We start from the raw sequence: 17,105 nt of genomic DNA, 5'->3' as shown, positions 1-17,105 counted from the left end.
TTAATTTACTTCAGGTTCCCGTCCCAGTTGTAAGCCTGAATATTGCCATCACTATAGGCAGCCAGCCAGCCGCCACGCTTGGTCTGGTCATCGCAATCGCAATCCCAGTCCGGCAATACATGCCTGGTTTGACCATTATTGGTGTGTATGGCTGGCCTGTGCGTATGCCCATGTATCATGGTGCTGCTGCCAGTTTGTAAAAACAATGCTGCAATGGCATCAGCGTTGACATCCATGATGGCGACGGATTTTTGTTTTTGTTCCATCTTGCTTTCTGTTCGCAAGCCTTCAATGATTTTTTTACGTTGCTCAAGCGGCATAGCCAGGAAAGTCGTTTGCCACTCTGCTTGCCTGACTTGCGCCCTGAATTTCATGTACGCGTGATCATCTGTGCATTGCGCATCGCCATGGCTAAGCACTATTTTTTTGCCTGCCAGATCAATTACGCTGGGATCATTCAGCAAGATTGCCCCGGTTGCAGCAGAAAAATCGGCGCCGATCAAAAAATCGCGATTTCCAGCTATCCAGTATAGTTGCACGCCGTGATCATGGACTTTGCGCAGGGCCTGGACGATGGGCAAATTATAGCTGTCGTTGATATTGTCATCACCCACCCAATATTCAAACAAATCCCCCAATAAATACAGTGACTTGGCCTGAGTCGCCTGCTTGTCGAGAAAACTTAAAAATGCCGCCGTGGTCAAGGGCAGAGTGGCATTTAAATGGGTGTCAGAAACAAAAAGCGCAACCAGTTCAGGTTGCGCTTTTGTCTGATTCGCGCTGTGGTCTGCGATCATGGAATGTGCTAATAGATATTAAACGATTTCTGCTTTTTCGATCAGGACGTTTTCTACCGGTACGTCCTGGAACATGCCAGTACGGGTGGTTTTTACCGCTGTGATTTTGTCGACGATATCCATACCCTCAACTACTTTACCAAATACGCAGTAACCCCAACCATCCTGGCCTGGGTAATCGAGGAAGTCATTCTTTTTTGTATTGATGAAAAACTGGGCTGAAGCAGAGTGCGGATCGCCAGTGCGTGCCATGGCCAGTGCATAACGCTCATTTTTCAAGCCGTTCTTGGCTTCATTTTCGATAGGTGCATTGGTGGATTTTTGGTTCATGCCTGGCTCAAAACCGCCGCCTTGGATCATGAAGCCATCAATGACGCGATGGAAAATGGTGCCGTTGTAGTGACCAGATTCAACATAGGCCAGGAAATTGGCAACAGTTTTTGGAGCTTTTTCTTCGTTCAGGTCAATCTTGATATTACCGAAGTTGGTGGTCAGAATAACGGCCATGGTAGTCTTTCTTTTCAAAAAATTTAGAGATTTGTTTACTTTAGCAGGGTAGCGGATTGAATGATAACTGGTTTGACAGGTACATTTTGCATCATTTTTGCTTCGCCAGTTTCGACCACTTTAATTTTTTCAACTACTTCCATACCCTTGATGACTTTGCCAAATGGCGTGTAGCCTGCGGTCATTGCCAGTGCTCGGACACGTCTTTCGTTGACGGTGTTGCCACGGTACTGGAATTCTACCGGGTCTCCCTCAGGCAGGATTTGATGGTTCAGGAACTCATTGTCTTTGACATTGATGTAAAACTGCGCGCTTGCTGAATTGGGGTCTTGCGTGCGGGCCATGGCAACCACGCCCAGGTCATTTTTCAAGCCGCGGTCCAGCGCTTCACGTGCTTCCAGCGGGACAGGTTTATTGGTCGGCTTTTCTTTCATATCCTTGTCGTAACCCCCACCTTGTATCATGAAGTTATCAATGACACGATGAAAGATGGTTCCTTTGTAATGTCCGCTTTTAACGTACTTGAGGAAATTTTCGACGGTTTTTGGGGCCGCCTCAGGGTAGAGTTCAATAACGATTTCACCCATGTTGGTCTTAAATGCGACCTTTGGTTGCCCTTCGGCAAAACTGAAGGCGCTTGCCATCATCAGGCAGGTGCCCACAAATACACTGCCCAGTCCGGTTTTTGATATTTTCATATTCAGCATACGTTAGTGATGGAAGAAATAAGTTTACAGTAAACTGCTCAGACCGTGGTTTCGTAAATGATGCGCCATCTGGCTGCTTCTTTCAGCCAGTATTGACGTTTGCGAACCGCTGCTCTGGCTTTGCCATTTGTGGTTTCCTGGGTAAAAGTACTGACGATGAGCTCATCTTTACCTGGGTAACGAAAATGGGTGACATCTTTCAATTTTATAACAGGATTATGCCAGTTATCCCAACTTTGCTGCTGCTTGGGAAACCAGGTATTCAGGTTGTCACCCTGCATAGTCTTAAAATTCCGCGAATAATTGGTTAAAATGCGATTGGCATTCTGGCTTTGCATGTCCAGGCGCCAGTCATCAACCAACTTTTCTGCCAGGTGCCTATCCAGTATCCATTTATTGCGGCTGACAAATTCCAGTTGCTCACTAATGATGACGGGGGTTTTTCCTATGTCCACCATGGACGAAATTTTCAAAAAATCCGGATTCGTCAATACCACGCAGCCATCTGATGCTAAGGGTGGGCGACTGAAGCTCTCAGGTGGCATACCATGCAGCCAGATGCCAGAACCATTGCGGCCATTGAATTTGTCCCATTCATTGGGGTAGTTCAGGGGCAGGGCGCCAGGGCCATAAAAGCTAGGCAGCTTGGCACCAGCCAGTCGGCTGGTGATGTAATACACGCCTATGGGTGTTTTTTGATCACCTTCTTTGAGTTTATTGATGCCAAATTTTCCCTGGCTGATGTAGAAATCGTTGACCAGACGTGGCTGGCCCCCGGCATTTTCATACACATATAAACGCGATTTTTTGGCATCAACGACGATGGCCTGTTTCTGGTCGTCGCGCAATTGCAGGATGACTCTGGGGATAAGCTCCGGGTCAGGGCGTTCACGGTAAGAACGTAGTCGAGCAGCCGCCTCATCTCTGAGATCTTTCAATTTGTCCGGTTGAGTCAAAGCGCCAACGCCAAAATTGCGTACCGGGCGAGTATGCATTAACAATAAATCGCCTTGTATCAGGTGGGCTAGTTGAAAATGTGGGTAAGCTTCAACCAACGCATCTATCTTGCTTTGCGCTTTTTGCAAGTTATTGGCCGCCAGGCTTTTATAGACTTCAATGAGCAATGCATCCGGGTCAGGTGCATTTGGATTGATTTCTGCGGGCGCGACCTTGTTTGGCCGTGACTTGGCCATGACCGATGCTGGCGATAGTGTAGATGCAATGCATGTCATTGTAACAATGGCACAAATGCACAATTTTCCGACTTTGCCAGCAGTCGGAATTTCAGGATTGACAGCAAAAAACATTAGCTACCCGCACGCTCCTGTTTGATCTGCCATTTGCCATCCTGCTTTACCATATGCAAGGTTTTGCGGCTATTGGCAGTCAATTGATCAGATGTATAAATCTGGCGGAATTTGACGGTTGCGGTATTACCATCCACATCGACTTTGGGTGATTCTATTTTGACATTGATGCGGCCTTTGCCCTCTATCCTGTGGCGGCGTTCTTCTGCCCATGCTTTGAAGCTTTCACCCTTTGGGGGTTGAAAGTCTTTTGCGTAATGGCCCAGATAGGCATTGGTATCTTTGTTACTCCAGGCCTTGGCCCAATTTTCTACAGCTTTCATGACATCTTCTTCTGATTTGTCATTAGCAGCAGCAATAGGTGCGGGCTTGGTTTTGGGTTCTGGCTTGGCGGTTTCAACTTCAGGTTTTGCCACCGCAACAGCAGCGGAATTAGTCTTGACTGGCGCAGCAGGTGTTGGTGCTGCTGTTGCTGCCATGGCTGCTTTAGGATTGGTGCCGCCAGTGGTATTGCCAACCAGATTTTTAACCAGGGTGAGTTTCAGCTTGGCGGTATTGTTTCCAGAATCGAGCTGTAAGGCCTTGTCATAAGCCTGGCTTGCCAGTTTGGCATACACATCGCCCAGGTTTTCATGGGCCGTGCCATAAGTAGGATTGGTCCTGATGGCCATTTCCAAAGCGGCACGTGCTTTGTCATATTGCCCTGATGAAGCATATAGCACTGCCAGATTATTATAAGGTTCAGGCAATTCCGGATAATCGTCGGTCAGTTTAGTGAAAATGCTGATGGCTTCCGCAGACTTGTTTTGCTCTGTCAGTATTAAACCCTTGAGAAAGCGCATCTGCGCATCCTTGGGGCGCTGTGCCAATGCCGCATCCACTTTCTGCAAGGCTTCACCTACTTGGCCAGCCCTGAGTAATTTGCCAACATCTGCGGCCTCATCAGCGCGCGCATAGGCAGACATCAATAACAAGGACAGACTGGATACGGTAAGTACATTCTTTAAAATGTGGCGCATGGTGTTCGGTCTTGGATTTATAGGGGTTAGGCAGAACATATAAGCAGCAATGTTATACTGGCTTGCAAGCAAAGCGCCATCTTATCAAATAAGTTGCCGACTATGGGTGTTTGACAAACAAACAGCATTTTCCCTTCACTTTATTTTTCAGTTTTAACTGAATCTGTGACGTCACGTGACTTGTATGCAAGTTGGGCTATAGGGATTTGTGTCATGGAAACAGGTATCTGGATGCTGATTTTTACTGCTCTGGCGCAAGACAAAAGCGGGGAATACTGGACAGCAGGGCAGGTTTTGATATCTAATCTGGTCCGTCAGGACTAATTGTCCATTATAAAAACATACGAATTTTACAAAACAGGCATCTAAATTCTTGTTTTGTACGCTTAGCATAGCGACACTTGATTCAATTAAACACAGCGCCAGCGCCAGAATGAAATTGGATTTTTTTATCAACTCGTGTGATGTTAAGGAGGCACGATGACTAAAACGACATTTTTAAATTTTGAACAATCAATTGCAGAACTGGAAACAAAAATAGAAGAACTGCGTTTTGTTCAAGATGATTCCGCAGTCGATATTTCTGAAGAAATAGACAGGCTGTCGAAGAAAAGCCAGATGTTGACAAAGGATATTTACGCCAAGTTGACCCCGTGGCAAGTGTCGCAAATCTCCCGCCACCCTCAGCGTCCATATACGATGGACTACATCAATCAGATGTTCACTGATTTCCATGAGTTGCATGGCGACCGCAGTTTTTCAGATGATCAATCCATCGTGGGCGGTCTGGCAAGGTTCAATGGTCAGGCATGTATGGTCATGGGGCACCAAAAAGGTCGTGATACCAAAGAACGTGCCATGCGCAATTTCGGCATGCCCAAGCCAGAGGGCTATCGCAAGGCCATGCGCCTGATGAAGCTGGCTGAAAAATTCGATATACCTGTATTTACTTTTGTTGATACCACTGGCGCATGGCCAGGCATAGATGCCGAAGAGCGCGGCCAGTCCGAGGCTATTGGTCATAACCTGTATGTTATGGCAGAGCTGAAGGTGCCGCTGATCACCACTATTATTGGTGAAGGTGGCTCTGGCGGTGCGCTGGCATTGGCGGTAGGTGATGCTGTATTGATGTTGCAATATGCAACTTATTCTGTGATTTCGCCAGAGGGTTGCGCTTCCATCCTGTGGAAGACTTCTGATCGCGCATCCGATGCCGCCGAAGCACTGGGTTTGACAGCGCACAGGCTGAAAGCCATGGGCCTGATCGACAAGATCATCAATGAACCATTGGGTGGCGCGCATAGAGATCCTAAACAAATGTGTGCTTTGGTAAAACGCGCACTGGCAGATACCCTGCGTCAATTCCAGGGTGTAAAAACCAAGGACTTGCTGGCTGCCCGTCATGAAAAATTGCTGAGCTACGGTAAGTTTAAGGAAACGAAACTTGCTGAATGAGGCCAGATCAACATTGCTCCAGTCTTGAGCAAACATTCTCAAAAAAACTCGATGCCATTATTGCTGATTTCTGTGAAGGAAGGCTGCAAAATGGCATCGCTGTAGCTTATAGCGGCGGCCTGGATTCGACGGTTTTGCTATCCCTGGCGATGAATTATTGCCGCCGCAACAATATTCCTCTGTTTGCCTTTCATGTACACCACGGACTGAGTCCCAATGCCGATGCCTGGCTGGATCACTGCCGGGCTGGCTGTGTTGCCACTGGCATCAGCTTTCAATCTGAATGCATACAGGTTAGCCGCGACAGTGGTGATGGCGTGGAAGCGTCTGCCCGCAAGGGGCGCTATCACGCTTTGGGACGAATGTCGAAAAATGCCGGCATTCCATTAATCCTGGCTGCTCATCATCAGGATGACCAGGCTGAAACCCTGTTATTGCAGTTGTTACGAGGCAGCGGCGTAGCTGGCATGTCGGGTATGGATGTTTGTCATCGTGCGCCTAATTTGTTTGGTCATGATGAAGTCATGCTGGGGCGGCCACTGCTGACAGAAAAACGAAGCACACTCGAAGCTTATGGGAGTCAGCAGGGTTTAAGCTACATCGAAGATGAATCCAATACTGACCAGCGTTATCTGCGCAATGCCATCCGCCACAGTGTGATGCCGGTGCTTGAGGGTTTGTCGCCAGGCTATTCAGAGCGCATCGCGCGTTCTGCCACTCATTTCCAGGCTGCGCAAGATTTGCTGCTGGAAGTTGCTGAACAAGATTTCGTCAGTTGCACGCATGAGACCGGCCTGGCAATTGCTGCCATGCGCGCACTGAGTCCTGCACGCAGGGACAATTTGTTCCGCTACTGGTTTTCCAGGACTGGTGTGCGCATGCCAACGACTTCGCGCTTGAAAGAAATGCAAAGCCAGTTGTTTGATGGACGTGAAGATGCGCGTATTACAGTGCAGCACGATACTATCGCTATACACCGCTATAAAGATACTGTTTATTTATCAGCGCAACAAGTTGAAGTGGCAGAGGAAAGCCGTTTGCAAGAGTTTGTCTGGCAAGGACAGGCACATATCCATTTCCCTGAATTTGCTGGTAGCCTGCATTTTGACCAGAGTGATCATGGTTTTGATGCGGCCTGGTTGCAGTCGCAGGGGCTTTCCTTGCATTTGCGCAGGGGAGGGGAGCGATTGAAGCTGGCAGAAAACCGCTCGACCCGCGACATGAAAAGTCATTTTCAGTCCTTGCGCATACCATTCTGGCAGCGGGAACGCTTACCCTATGTCTCTACGGGCCAGAATTTACTGTTTGCTGCCGGCGTCGGCATGCAAAGCCGGTTTTGCCAGGCGGCGCCAGGCGCATGTGTTTCCCTGCGCTGGGTTTTTGATTAAATTAAGTATTGTCGTCTTATAGGAATATTCAATATGCGTAGGCAGCTAGTCCTCGATACCGAAACCACAGGTTTGAATGCACGCAATGGCGACCGCATCATAGAAATTGGCTGTGTAGAATTAATTAACCGTAAGCTGACTGGAAATAATTTCCATCGTTATATCAATCCTGAGCGTGATTCTGAAGAAGGCGCGCTGGCAGTTCACGGTTTGACGACAGAGTTTTTAAGCGATAAGCCCAAGTTTGCCGAAGTGGTTGAAGAATTCTGCACCTATATCAAGGATGCAGAAATCATTATTCATAATGCACCCTTTGACGTCGGCTTCTTGAATGCAGAACTTGCGCGCCTGAATTTGCCAGCGCTGACCGAGTATTGCCCCAGTATTGTAGATACCCTGGTGCAGGCAAAGGAATTGCATCCCGGAAAGCGAAATTCACTGGATGCCCTCTGTACCCGCTATGAGATTTCAAATTCACACCGCAAATTGCATGGCGCTTTGCTGGATGCTGAATTATTGGCAGATGTTTTTCTGGCAATGTCGCGCGGGCAAAATAGTTTTGAGATCGATATTGAGGAAGATGACACCCCAAAAGAACAGGAAGTTGTCGCCTTTGATATGCCGGTTGGAGAGATTACTGTCTTAATGGCAACGGATGAAGAGATGGGGGAGCATGATGCCTTATTGTCAGGCCTGGATAAGCAAATCAAGGATAAATGCATCTGGCACACGACCGTGTAGGAAACAATGGTAAATATTGCCTTTAAAGAAATATATAAATAGCAATAAATATAAGAATTACTAGCTTTAATAGCCACCTAAAAGACTCAAAAATGATCACCTGTTGCAAACAGGTGATTTTTTTTGAGTTTTTTTTGATCCCAGCCCTAAAGTTTTCACAATTTGTTGCCGTTAGATGGGTATTAAAATAAATCAAAAATATTTTTAAATTTTCCCTAAAGTTTTCTAAAGTGCTGCCGTTAATGATTACAAGACGATGAAGTAAAAGCTCGTTTTTTACGTAAGCAATTGTTTTCATTGAAGTTTTTTGAATTGGCCAATTTTGCTGATCCGAAAAAATAAAAATCTGTTTTCTACGAAATTTCGTTTTGTAGATGTCTAAATGTGCCTGTAGGATATTTTCCTACGGCATGTCTTCGTTTTATTCTTGGTTTAAATACGGATTCTCGCTTATACAGCCGCTTTTCCTCAGCCTGCACAATGTATCTCACTGGCAACGCAAACATGCCGCTGATTACAAACTGGAGGGTGAGAAAATGACGCAGAACGATATGATGGCCGAGATTCGGGATGCCAATTTGAGTTATTTGATGTTGGCACAACAAATGATTCGCGCTGATAAAGCGACCGCTATTTTCCGTTTGGGTATCGGCAAGGAAATTGCAGACCTGATCGAAGGTTTGAATAACGCCCAGATTTTGAAATTGGCTGGCTCCAATATGATGTTGGCGCGCTTCCGCTTTGAAGATAGCTCCATTTTGTGTATGTTGACAAATTACAACAAGGAACGTGCTCTTGCGCATTCCCATGCTGCGATTTTGATGGCTGGTCAGCCAGTTGAAGAAATCCATTAATTTGTCGGGAATTGAATCGAAGCGGACGGAGAAAAATCATGGCAAGCAAAAGCGTAGTAAACGAAGCTCACGAAATTCAACTGGCAATTGAATTGGTCAATCTGGGTGCCAGATTGCAATTGCTGGAATCTGAGACTTCCTTGTCGCGTGAGCGTCTGCTGAAGATATACAAGGAATTGAAGGGTGTATCTCCACCAAAAGGCATGTTGCCTTTTTCTGCTGACTGGTTTGTTACCTGGCAGCCAAATATTCATTCTTCCCTGTTTATGAATATTCATAAATATTTGCGCGAACATGCGGGAGTGGCTGGCATCGAGGCCGTCATCAAGGCATATCGCCTATACTTGGAGCAATTTCCAGTGCCAGCGGGTGAGGAGCCAGTATTGTCTCTGACACGTGCCTGGACTCTGGTTCGCTTCTTTGAAGGAAAAATGCTGAGTTTTGCAAAATGTTGCAAATGCGGTGGGCATTTTGTTGCACATAGTCTGGATTTGCATGATGATTATGCATGTGGTTTGTGCCACGTCCCGTCAAGGGCGGGTAAAACAAAAAAAGCAAAAGATGCGGAGGCCTCGCTGGAAATGGTGGCTTAAAATTCAGGAGGAGCCTTGGAGGTAGTATCATCGAAAACTCGCAAAGGCAAACTCCTATTGGGTGACGGAGTCTTTTCTTCGCCCGTCTTTCTGGCGCTGTTATTGCAGTTACGCGCTTTTGGCTTGTCTTATTTGTTGTATGTCACTGATCAGTGGTGGTTTGGCGGCATACTGTCTCCTTATTTTCTTCTCGCTATTCACGCAAGTTTAGCCGCTGGCCTCAGCATTATGCTGGGCATGAGTTGGTGGTGGTGGTTGATACAATTTGTTTTCCCGCTTGCAGTTATTGCTTCTCTTGTTTTTCAGTTGCATCCAGCACTTAGTTTGTGCATCTTTTTGCTGATGGTATTGTTGTTTTGGTCAACTTACCGTACGCAAGTTCCATATTTTCCTTCCAAATCCAGTTTATTGCCGTGTATTCTTGAGCAACTACCTGCGCGCGATGATTTGCGTTTCATTGATATAGGTAGTGGCTTTGGTGGTGTATCCGTCAGTCTCGCAAAACTGCGGCCACAGCAATCATTTTATGGCGTCGAAATCGCGCCTTTTCCCTGGCTAGTAAGTTGGTTCAGGGCGAAACTGGCGGGGCCCAGACTTGGTTTTTACTTGAAAGACTATCTTCGACTTGATTTCGCTGAATTTGATGTGGTGTTCGCGTATTTGTCGCCAGCGGCCATGCCAGAGTTGTGGGTGAAAGTGAGGTCTGAGATGCGGTCGGATACCTTGTTCATGAGTTATGAGTTTAAAGTGCCTGGTATTGATGCGGATGTAACTATAAAAAGCAATGCGAATGACCCCGCTCTCTATATCTGGCGCATATAATGATCATAGTGAAATGTATTCCTGAAGCAATATTTAACCTTCCATTTCTGGTGAATGTTTCAGGTCTGAGGTAGTGTAGTTGATATTATAAAAAATCCTCTCTAAGGAGTAAAAGCCTGTGTTAGTTATCGTTGGCTATATCATTGTGGTTGGCTCGGTCTTTGGCGGCTTCGTCATGTCCGGCGGACACGTTGCTGTATTGTTTCAGCCACTGGAATTGTTAATGATAGGTGGCGCCGCGGTAGGTGCTTCACTGGTGGGTAATAATGCAAAAACTCTGAAGGCTTCATTGAAAGCACTTCCTGGCGTTTTGAAAGGCTCAAAATACAATAAAGCTTTGTACATGGAGTTGATGACCATGTTGTTTGATGTGCTAACCAAAGTGCGTAAGGAAGGCCTGATGTCCATCGAAGGTGATATCGAACGTCCGGAAGAAAGCCCGCTGTTCAGTAAATATCCTTCAATTGTTCATGATCATCATATGATGGAGTTCATATCGGATTATTTGCGGCTGATGGTCTCAGGGAACATGGATGCTTTTCAGATCGAAAACTTGATGGATAATGAGTTGGAAACGCATCATCACGAAGGTGCAGTTCCTGCACATTTCATTGCCAAGCTTGGTGATGGCTTGCCTGCTTTTGGGATTGTGGCTGCGGTGATGGGCGTTGTGCACACGATGGAATCGGTTGGTATTCCGCCTGCTGAATTGGGGATTCTCATCGCGAAGGCCTTGGTCGGTACCTTTCTGGGTATCTTGCTGGCATATGGATTTGTCGGTCCTTTATCGAGTTTGATGGAGCAACAGTTGGATGAGTCATCCAAGACTTTTCAGTGTATCAAGGTTACTTTGCTGGCCAGTCTGAATGGTTATGCCCCAGCTTTGGCAGTGGAATTTGGGCGGAAAGTGCTATATTCAACTGAGAGGCCCACCTTTTCGGAGTTGGAAGATCATATTAAGCAATCTAAATCTAAATAATAAAAACAGGATTGATGATGGCAAGCGAAGAACTTCGACCAATTATAGTCAAACGCATCAAGAAGGTGGCCGGTGGTCATCATGGTGGTGCGTGGAAGATTGCGTACGCTGACTTTGTCACTGCGATGATGGCTTTCTTCTTATTGATGTGGTTGCTGGGGTCTACAGCCAAGGGTAATTTGAACGGCATTGCCGAGTATTTCCAGACTCCCCTGAAGGTGGCAATGGCTGGTGGTGATGGCAGTGGCGATAGTTCTAGTGTTATCAAGGGCGGTGGTAAGGATCTCAGCGCACGAGAAGGGCAAAATCGCAAAGGTGATATTGACGCACAGAAGAAAACTTATAATCTCCAGGCTGCAGAGGCTGCTTTGGCCAAAGTTGAAGCTGAGAGGTTAAAGGGCTTGAAAACAAAAATTGAAGCGGCGATTGAGTCTAATCCTACCTTGAAGCAATACAAGAAACAATTGTTGTTGGATATTACAACCGATGGTTTGCGTATTCAAATGGTCGATGAACAAAATCGCCCTATGTTTGCCTCTGCCAAGGCAGATTTACAGCCCTATACCAGAGAAATTTTGCATGAGATAGGTAAAGCACTTAATGATGTGCCTAATCGCATCAGTTTGTCTGGCCACACTGATGCAGCGCCGTATGGTAGTGGCGAACGCGGCTACAGCAATTGGGAGCTCTCTGCTGACCGTGCCAATGCATCAAGACGTGAGTTGATTTATGGGGGGATGGATGAGACCAAGATGTTAAGAGTCGTTGGCCTTTCTTCTTCGGTACTCTTTGACAAGCAAGATCCTTTGAATCCTATCAATCGTAGAATCAGCATTATCGTCATGAATAAGAAAGCAGAGCAGTCTGCATCGCAGGACGGAGGCACCATTGAAGTCGAAAGTCAACCTGACTCAAGTGCAGAAATTTCAGTCAAGCCTTGAAAGAAGTAATGACAGGCAAAGCAGTAGCAAGCTACAAGTAAGACTGCAGCATCATTAAGTCAAAATGCATAGATAGGATGCTTAAGATGTCCAAAAAGAAACTGTTGGGTTCTCAGGTTAAGCAACTTTTATCAGGTGTGTCTGATCATGGAAATGCACATTTGCTGGAGGTTGAGACCGACCTTGCGCAAACAACGATACTCCTGGGTGAGGCGATAGAAAAGCTGGGTGTCAGCTTCATGGCGCTGCATGCGGCAATATCGAGTGAGCAGGAGGAAATCAATTTGATCGTCAGTTCTGGCGGTGTTTCAGATGAAAGTGTGTTGCGGCTCAAGGTCATACAGGAAGATATTTCCAAGCATATCAGCTCAGCAGTAACCAGCTTGCAATTTCAGGATTTGACCAGTCAATTGATTTCACGAACCTTGCAAAGATGTGAAGGCTTGCGCGAAGTGCTGGGGACTTTAGGTGTGTTGGGTAATGATATTGAACATGATGGTGAATCTGATGAATTGACGGCGTTGCTGCGCGAAACTAACTTACGCCTGGAAAAGCAAAGTGCGGATCTGAAGAATTTGTTACGTAAAGCAGTGCATCAAAAGCATCTGGATAGTGGTGACATAGAGTTATTTTAAATCAAGTGGCAGTGAGCGGAAGCTGCCTATAATTCGTATAACGGAGTAAATATGGCCAAGACAATTTTAGCTGTGGATGATTCTGGCTCCTTGAGGCAGATGGTAGCTTTCAGTTTAAAAGCAGCGGGATATCAGGTAATTGAAGCAGTTGATGGTCAGGATGGTCTGGAAAAAGCACGTAATCAAGTAGTCGATTTGGTGCTGACGGACCAAAACATGCCAAGAATGGATGGTCTTACTCTCATCAAGTCTTTGCGTGGTTTGCCATCTTATGCGCGCGTGCCCATACTGATGCTGACAACTGAGTCAAGCGACGATATGAAGGCTAAAGGTCGTGCTGCTGGTGCCAATGGCTGGCTGGTAAAACCATTTGATCCGCAGAAACTGACTGAAGTGGTTAAAAAAGTGATTGGCTGAATTCATGGCCCGCAGTTTGGGCAAACAAATGTAAATCACGGAGTTTAATAATGACGATTGACATGAGTCAGTTTTTCCAAGTGTTTTTCGACGAGGCGGAAGAGCTTCTTGCCGAGAAGGAAAAATTGTTACTTGCCGTCGATATCTCTTCGCCAGATCCTGAGGATTTGAATGCCATTTTCCGGGCAGCTCATTCCATCAAGGGTGGAGCTTCGACTTTTGGCCTGACGGACATGACAGAAGTGACTCATATTCTGGAGTCGCTGCTCGATAAAATACGCAAGGGAGAGATGGCGCTTACTGGGGAGCACGTCGACGCTTTTCTCATCGCCAAAGATATTTTGAAAATGCAGCTTGATGGCCATAGGCTCGGTACCCCTGTTGATCAGGATGCTGTTGCTGATGTCAGGATGTTGCTGCAATCGCTGTCACAGGATCCGGTGCCCGCATCGGCACCTATCGCCAGTTTTAATAGCCGAATCCCAGAGCTTGATCATTCCGATGTCGTCTTTAAAACGGCATTTAAAATTGAAATGCCTGAAGTATCTGAAGCTGATGCTGTTGCCATCATGTCTGAGTTAGGGTTGCTGGGTGCGATTTCCAGGCTCGATAATAATGGTAAAAACGTAGTTCTGGCATTACGCACCAATGAAAGCAAAGATGACATCATTTCGATTTGTTCTTTCATACTTAATCCTGATACTCTGAAAATAAGCGAAGAACAGATTGCCAGCTTACCTGCTGGCAAGGCAGAGCCTACCGAAGATGAGCTTGGATATGGATTCTTTGAACCTCTGGAATCCATGTTTCCATCAGAAGAAAATAAAGCCGCTCCTGTAGCTGAAAAAATGGTGGATGTTGTTGCCGCTGAAAAGCAAGTTCAGCAAGCCGAGAAAAAAATTGAAAAACCTGCGGCCTCTCAAGAATCCTCAACCATACGGGTTGGTATAGAGAAAGTGGATCAGTTGATTAATCTGATCGGTGAGCTGGTGATTACCCAGGCCATGCTGGAACAGCGTACTCAGGATCTTGACCCTATCGCCAATGAGCGCTTGTTAAGCAGCGTTGCACATTTGACGCGCAATACCCGTGATCTGCAAAAGGCCGTCATGTCCATACGCATGATGCCTATGGATTATGTGTTTTCACGTTTCCCGCGGATGGTCAGAGATCTGGCGACCAAACTTGGCAAGAAAGTTGAATTTGTCACTTATGGCGCTTCGACGGAGCTGGATAAAGGCTTGATTGAACGCATCGTTGATCCACTTACCCATCTGGTTAGAAATAGTATCGATCATGGTATAGAGATGCCGGCAACCAGGGCGCAATCTGGTAAAAATGAAACCGGTAAATTATCCCTTTCTGCTGTGCATCAGGGCGGCAATATTGTTATTGAAGTCAGTGATGACGGTGGTGGTTTGCACAGGGAAAAAATTCTCGCCAAGGCAAAGCAGAATGGTTTGACTGTATCTGACTCTATGACTGATAGTGAGGTCTGGCTCCTGATTTTTGCTCCCGGCTTTTCTACTGCTGAGACTGTCACTGATGTTTCAGGTCGCGGTGTTGGCATGGATGTCGTCAAACGTAATATAACTGCCATGGGTGGGGTAGTCGATATACGCTCGGCGAAAGGATATGGAACAACTATTACGATTTCCCTGCCTTTGACACTGGCAATACTTGATGGCATGTCGATTAAATTTGGTAACGAGATTTATATCTTGCCTTTGGGCTTCGTTATGGAATCGTTGCAACCGACCAAGGCGGACATTAAAGAAATCAGCGGCAAGGGCAGGGTGGTCAAGGTCCGTGACGAGTATCTGCCACTCGTGCCGTTGTACGAATATTTTGACATTCAGCCCAAATATACTGATCCATCCGATGGCATTGTTGTCATTGTTGAGGTGGATGGTAAAAAAGCGGCGCTGTTTGTTGATGATCTGGTAGGTCAGCAGCAAGTTGTGGTGAAAAACATAGAATCAAATTACAAGAAAGTCCCCGGAATCTCAGGTGCAACGATTCTGGGCGACGGTGGTGTTGCACTTATTTTGGATGTCGCTGCTGTTTTGCGCACCGCGCGATGAAGATTGAATTAGAAATTTAAGACGAGGAAAAAGAAATGACGCAAATTTCACAGGCTGGTGATCATGGTTCCAATGATGGAACTAAGTCCGATATTGCTGGGCATGAATTCCTTGCTTTCACTTTGGGAAATGAAGAGTACGGTATTGACATTCTCAAGGTGCAGGAAATACGAGGTTACGAAGCAGTAACTCGCATCGCCAATGCCCCAGATTTCTTGAAGGGTGTTATCAACTTGCGCGGCATTATTGTTCCCGTCGTTGATATGCGCATTAAGTTTAATTTGGGTACGCCTACCTACGATCAATTCACGGTCGTTATTATTTTGAATATCGAGGGTCGCATAGTTGGTATGGTCGTGGATAGCGTTTCCGATGTTACTACCTTGTTGCCAGAGCAGGTCAGGCCAGCACCAGAAATGGGAACAACGTTTAGCACAGACTTCCTGATTGGTCTCGGTACGCTGGATGATCGCATGTTGATACTTGTAGACATTGATAAATTGATGTCGAGTCCAGAAATGGGCTTGGTTGATACAGCGGCATAGAGCCTGTTTTTCCTGGATTGATTGGCAAGAAAATAGAGTCGGTGTAGTAGCTAGCAAAAAATAAAATGGAGACGCTATGAATCTGAGAAATTTTAAAATCGGCACCCGCCTGGGATTGGGCTTTGCACTTATTTTGGTGGGCCTGATTGCAGTTATTTTATTTGTTAATGCGCTTAGTGGCAACAATCGCAAGGCAATGGCAGATGGTTTGAACCTGTCCGCACAAAAGCAGGTATTGGCAAATAATATGAAAAGTGCCTTGTTTGAAGGCGGAATAGCCATGCGCAATATCGGCATACAGTCAGATGTCGGTGAAATGCAAAAAGAAGAGGCCAAGGTCAAGCTGCAAAAGAAAAAATATGAAGAAGCCAAGGATAAAATTGCTTCTTTGGGTTTGAGTGAAGAAGAAAAGAAAATTCTTGGTGATATTGCCAAAATTGATAAGGAAATAGATAAGCCATTAAAGGATGCTGTTGGCCAGGCGTTGGCATTTAATGCGGAAGGTGCTGCAAAGATTATTGCGACAGTGATTGATCCCTTGAGCACCAAATCAATCCAGGAAATGAATAAGTTGGTCGATGTGCAGGATGTCGCTTCGAAGCAGGTTTTTGAAACCTTTGCAGCTGCAGGCGCGAAACTGACTAATTGGCTTTATGTCATTTTGTTGTCTGCTCTGGCATTAGGCGCACTGTTTGCCTGGACCATCACTCGTAGTATTACACAGCCCTTGCAAGAAGCCCTGAGTCTGGCCGAAACTGTGGCAGAAGGAGATTTACGTAGTCAGGTCGCAGTAACAGGTAATGATGAAGTGGCTTCATTGTTCCAGGCTTTGAAGAATATGAACGACAATTTGGCTGCCACGGTTGGGCAGGTAAGGACCGGTACAGAGACCATCACGGTAGCATCGCAAGAGATTGCTTCTGGCAATGCTGATCTGTCCAGTCGGACGGAATCGCAGGCCAGTTCACTGGAAGAAACCGCCAGCTCGATGGAAGAGCTGACCAGTACAGTCAGGCAAAATGCCGACAATGCACGCCAGGCTAATCAGCTGGTAGTCTCTGCATCCGGTGTTGCTGTCAAAGGTGGTGCAGTGGTTGGTCAAGTAGTGAGTACCATGGGTTCGATCAAGGAAAGTTCTCGCAAGATTGTTGACATCATTGGCGTGATTGACGGTATCGCCTTCCAGACCAATATCCTGGCCTTGAATGCGGCAGTGGAGGCCGCCAGGGCAGGTGAGCAGGGCCGCGGCTTTGCCGTGGTGGCGGCAGAAGTGCGCAACCTGGCGCAGCGTAGTGCCAGTGCTGCGAAAGAAAT

General features: G+C 46.4%; 18 protein-coding genes. 13 read left to right on the top strand and 5 right to left on the bottom strand.

Features of this window, described 5'->3' with window-relative positions:
• Positions 1-5: 5 nt before the first annotated feature.
• The 5 genes from Q8K39_RS24615 to Q8K39_RS24595 form a co-directional block, all read right to left on the bottom strand.
• The gene (locus Q8K39_RS24615; RefSeq protein ID WP_305263742.1) at positions 6-797 is read right to left on the bottom strand and encodes a UDP-2,3-diacylglucosamine diphosphatase; all 792 of its coding nucleotides are present in this window, start codon (positions 795-797) and stop codon (positions 6-8) included.
• Between the two features lie 18 nt (positions 798-815).
• The gene (locus tag Q8K39_RS24610; RefSeq protein WP_186951621.1) at positions 816-1,304 is read right to left on the bottom strand and encodes a peptidylprolyl isomerase; all 489 of its coding nucleotides are present in this window, start codon (positions 1,302-1,304) and stop codon (positions 816-818) included.
• A gap of 35 nt (positions 1,305-1,339) precedes the next feature.
• Complete coding sequence (locus tag Q8K39_RS24605; protein ID WP_370868675.1) at positions 1,340-2,002, bottom strand: peptidylprolyl isomerase; 663 nt, start codon at positions 2,000-2,002, stop codon at positions 1,340-1,342.
• 47 nt (positions 2,003-2,049) lie between these two features.
• Positions 2,050-3,204 carry a murein L,D-transpeptidase family protein gene (locus Q8K39_RS24600; RefSeq protein WP_305263741.1) on the bottom strand — a complete coding sequence of 385 codons (1,155 nt, stop codon included), beginning with the start codon at positions 3,202-3,204 and terminating at the stop codon, positions 2,050-2,052.
• Between the two features lie 113 nt (positions 3,205-3,317).
• Positions 3,318-4,337 (bottom strand): tetratricopeptide repeat protein, encoded by a 1,020-nt coding sequence (locus Q8K39_RS24595; protein WP_305263740.1) that lies wholly within the window; start codon positions 4,335-4,337, stop codon positions 3,318-3,320.
• 480 nt (positions 4,338-4,817) lie between these two features.
• On the opposite strand from Q8K39_RS24595, the gene Q8K39_RS24590 reads away from it, so the two are divergent.
• From Q8K39_RS24590 to Q8K39_RS24530, 13 genes are all read left to right on the top strand, one after another.
• Positions 4,818-5,792, top strand: coding sequence for an acetyl-CoA carboxylase carboxyltransferase subunit alpha (locus Q8K39_RS24590; RefSeq protein WP_110253741.1), 975 nt, complete (start codon positions 4,818-4,820; stop codon positions 5,790-5,792).
• Positions 5,789-7,180, top strand: a complete 1,392-nt coding sequence (gene tilS, locus Q8K39_RS24585) for a tRNA lysidine(34) synthetase TilS (protein WP_305263739.1) — start codon at positions 5,789-5,791, stop codon at positions 7,178-7,180. Before Q8K39_RS24590 ends, tilS begins: the two co-directional genes overlap by 4 nt.
• Before the next feature lie 33 nt (positions 7,181-7,213).
• Entirely contained in the window at positions 7,214-7,921 is a 708-nt protein-coding gene (gene dnaQ, locus Q8K39_RS24580; RefSeq protein ID WP_305263738.1) for a DNA polymerase III subunit epsilon, read from the top strand.
• A gap of 536 nt (positions 7,922-8,457) precedes the next feature.
• Positions 8,458-8,775, top strand: a complete 318-nt coding sequence (flhD, locus tag Q8K39_RS24575) for a flagellar transcriptional regulator FlhD (RefSeq protein WP_110254236.1) — start codon at positions 8,458-8,460, stop codon at positions 8,773-8,775.
• A gap of 38 nt (positions 8,776-8,813) precedes the next feature.
• Positions 8,814-9,368 (top strand): flagellar transcriptional regulator FlhC, encoded by a 555-nt coding sequence (flhC, locus tag Q8K39_RS24570; RefSeq protein ID WP_305263737.1) that lies wholly within the window; start codon positions 8,814-8,816, stop codon positions 9,366-9,368.
• Between the two features lie 135 nt (positions 9,369-9,503).
• Positions 9,504-10,190 carry a class I SAM-dependent methyltransferase gene (locus tag Q8K39_RS24565; RefSeq protein WP_305263736.1) on the top strand — a complete coding sequence of 229 codons (687 nt, stop codon included), beginning with the start codon at positions 9,504-9,506 and terminating at the stop codon, positions 10,188-10,190.
• Between the two features lie 118 nt (positions 10,191-10,308).
• Positions 10,309-11,169 (top strand): flagellar motor stator protein MotA, encoded by an 861-nt coding sequence (gene motA / locus Q8K39_RS24560; protein ID WP_186951613.1) that lies wholly within the window; start codon positions 10,309-10,311, stop codon positions 11,167-11,169.
• Positions 11,170-11,186: 17 nt separating this feature from the next.
• Positions 11,187-12,110 (top strand): flagellar motor protein MotB, encoded by a 924-nt coding sequence (motB, locus tag Q8K39_RS24555; RefSeq protein ID WP_186951612.1) that lies wholly within the window; start codon positions 11,187-11,189, stop codon positions 12,108-12,110.
• An 86-nt stretch (positions 12,111-12,196) separates the two neighbouring features.
• A complete protein-coding gene (locus Q8K39_RS24550; RefSeq protein WP_186951611.1) occupies positions 12,197-12,745 on the top strand; it encodes a chemotaxis protein in 549 nt (182 codons plus the stop codon).
• A gap of 51 nt (positions 12,746-12,796) precedes the next feature.
• The gene (locus Q8K39_RS24545) at positions 12,797-13,162 is read left to right on the top strand and encodes a response regulator (protein WP_110253733.1); all 366 of its coding nucleotides are present in this window, start codon (positions 12,797-12,799) and stop codon (positions 13,160-13,162) included.
• A gap of 50 nt (positions 13,163-13,212) precedes the next feature.
• Positions 13,213-15,246 (top strand): chemotaxis protein CheA, encoded by a 2,034-nt coding sequence (gene cheA, locus Q8K39_RS24540; RefSeq protein WP_305263735.1) that lies wholly within the window; start codon positions 13,213-13,215, stop codon positions 15,244-15,246.
• A gap of 35 nt (positions 15,247-15,281) precedes the next feature.
• Positions 15,282-15,791 carry a chemotaxis protein CheW gene (locus Q8K39_RS24535; protein WP_186951609.1) on the top strand — a complete coding sequence of 170 codons (510 nt, stop codon included), beginning with the start codon at positions 15,282-15,284 and terminating at the stop codon, positions 15,789-15,791.
• 76 nt (positions 15,792-15,867) lie between these two features.
• Positions 15,868-17,105: methyl-accepting chemotaxis protein (locus Q8K39_RS24530; protein WP_305263734.1), on the top strand; the 1,238-nt coding region annotated here is incomplete at its 3' end.

The organism is Undibacterium sp. (genome assembly GCF_030683615.1).
Taxonomy (GTDB): Bacteria; Pseudomonadota; Gammaproteobacteria; order Burkholderiales; family Burkholderiaceae_D; genus Undibacterium; species Undibacterium umbellatum.
This window is presented reverse-complemented; position numbering and strand designations above follow the sequence as displayed.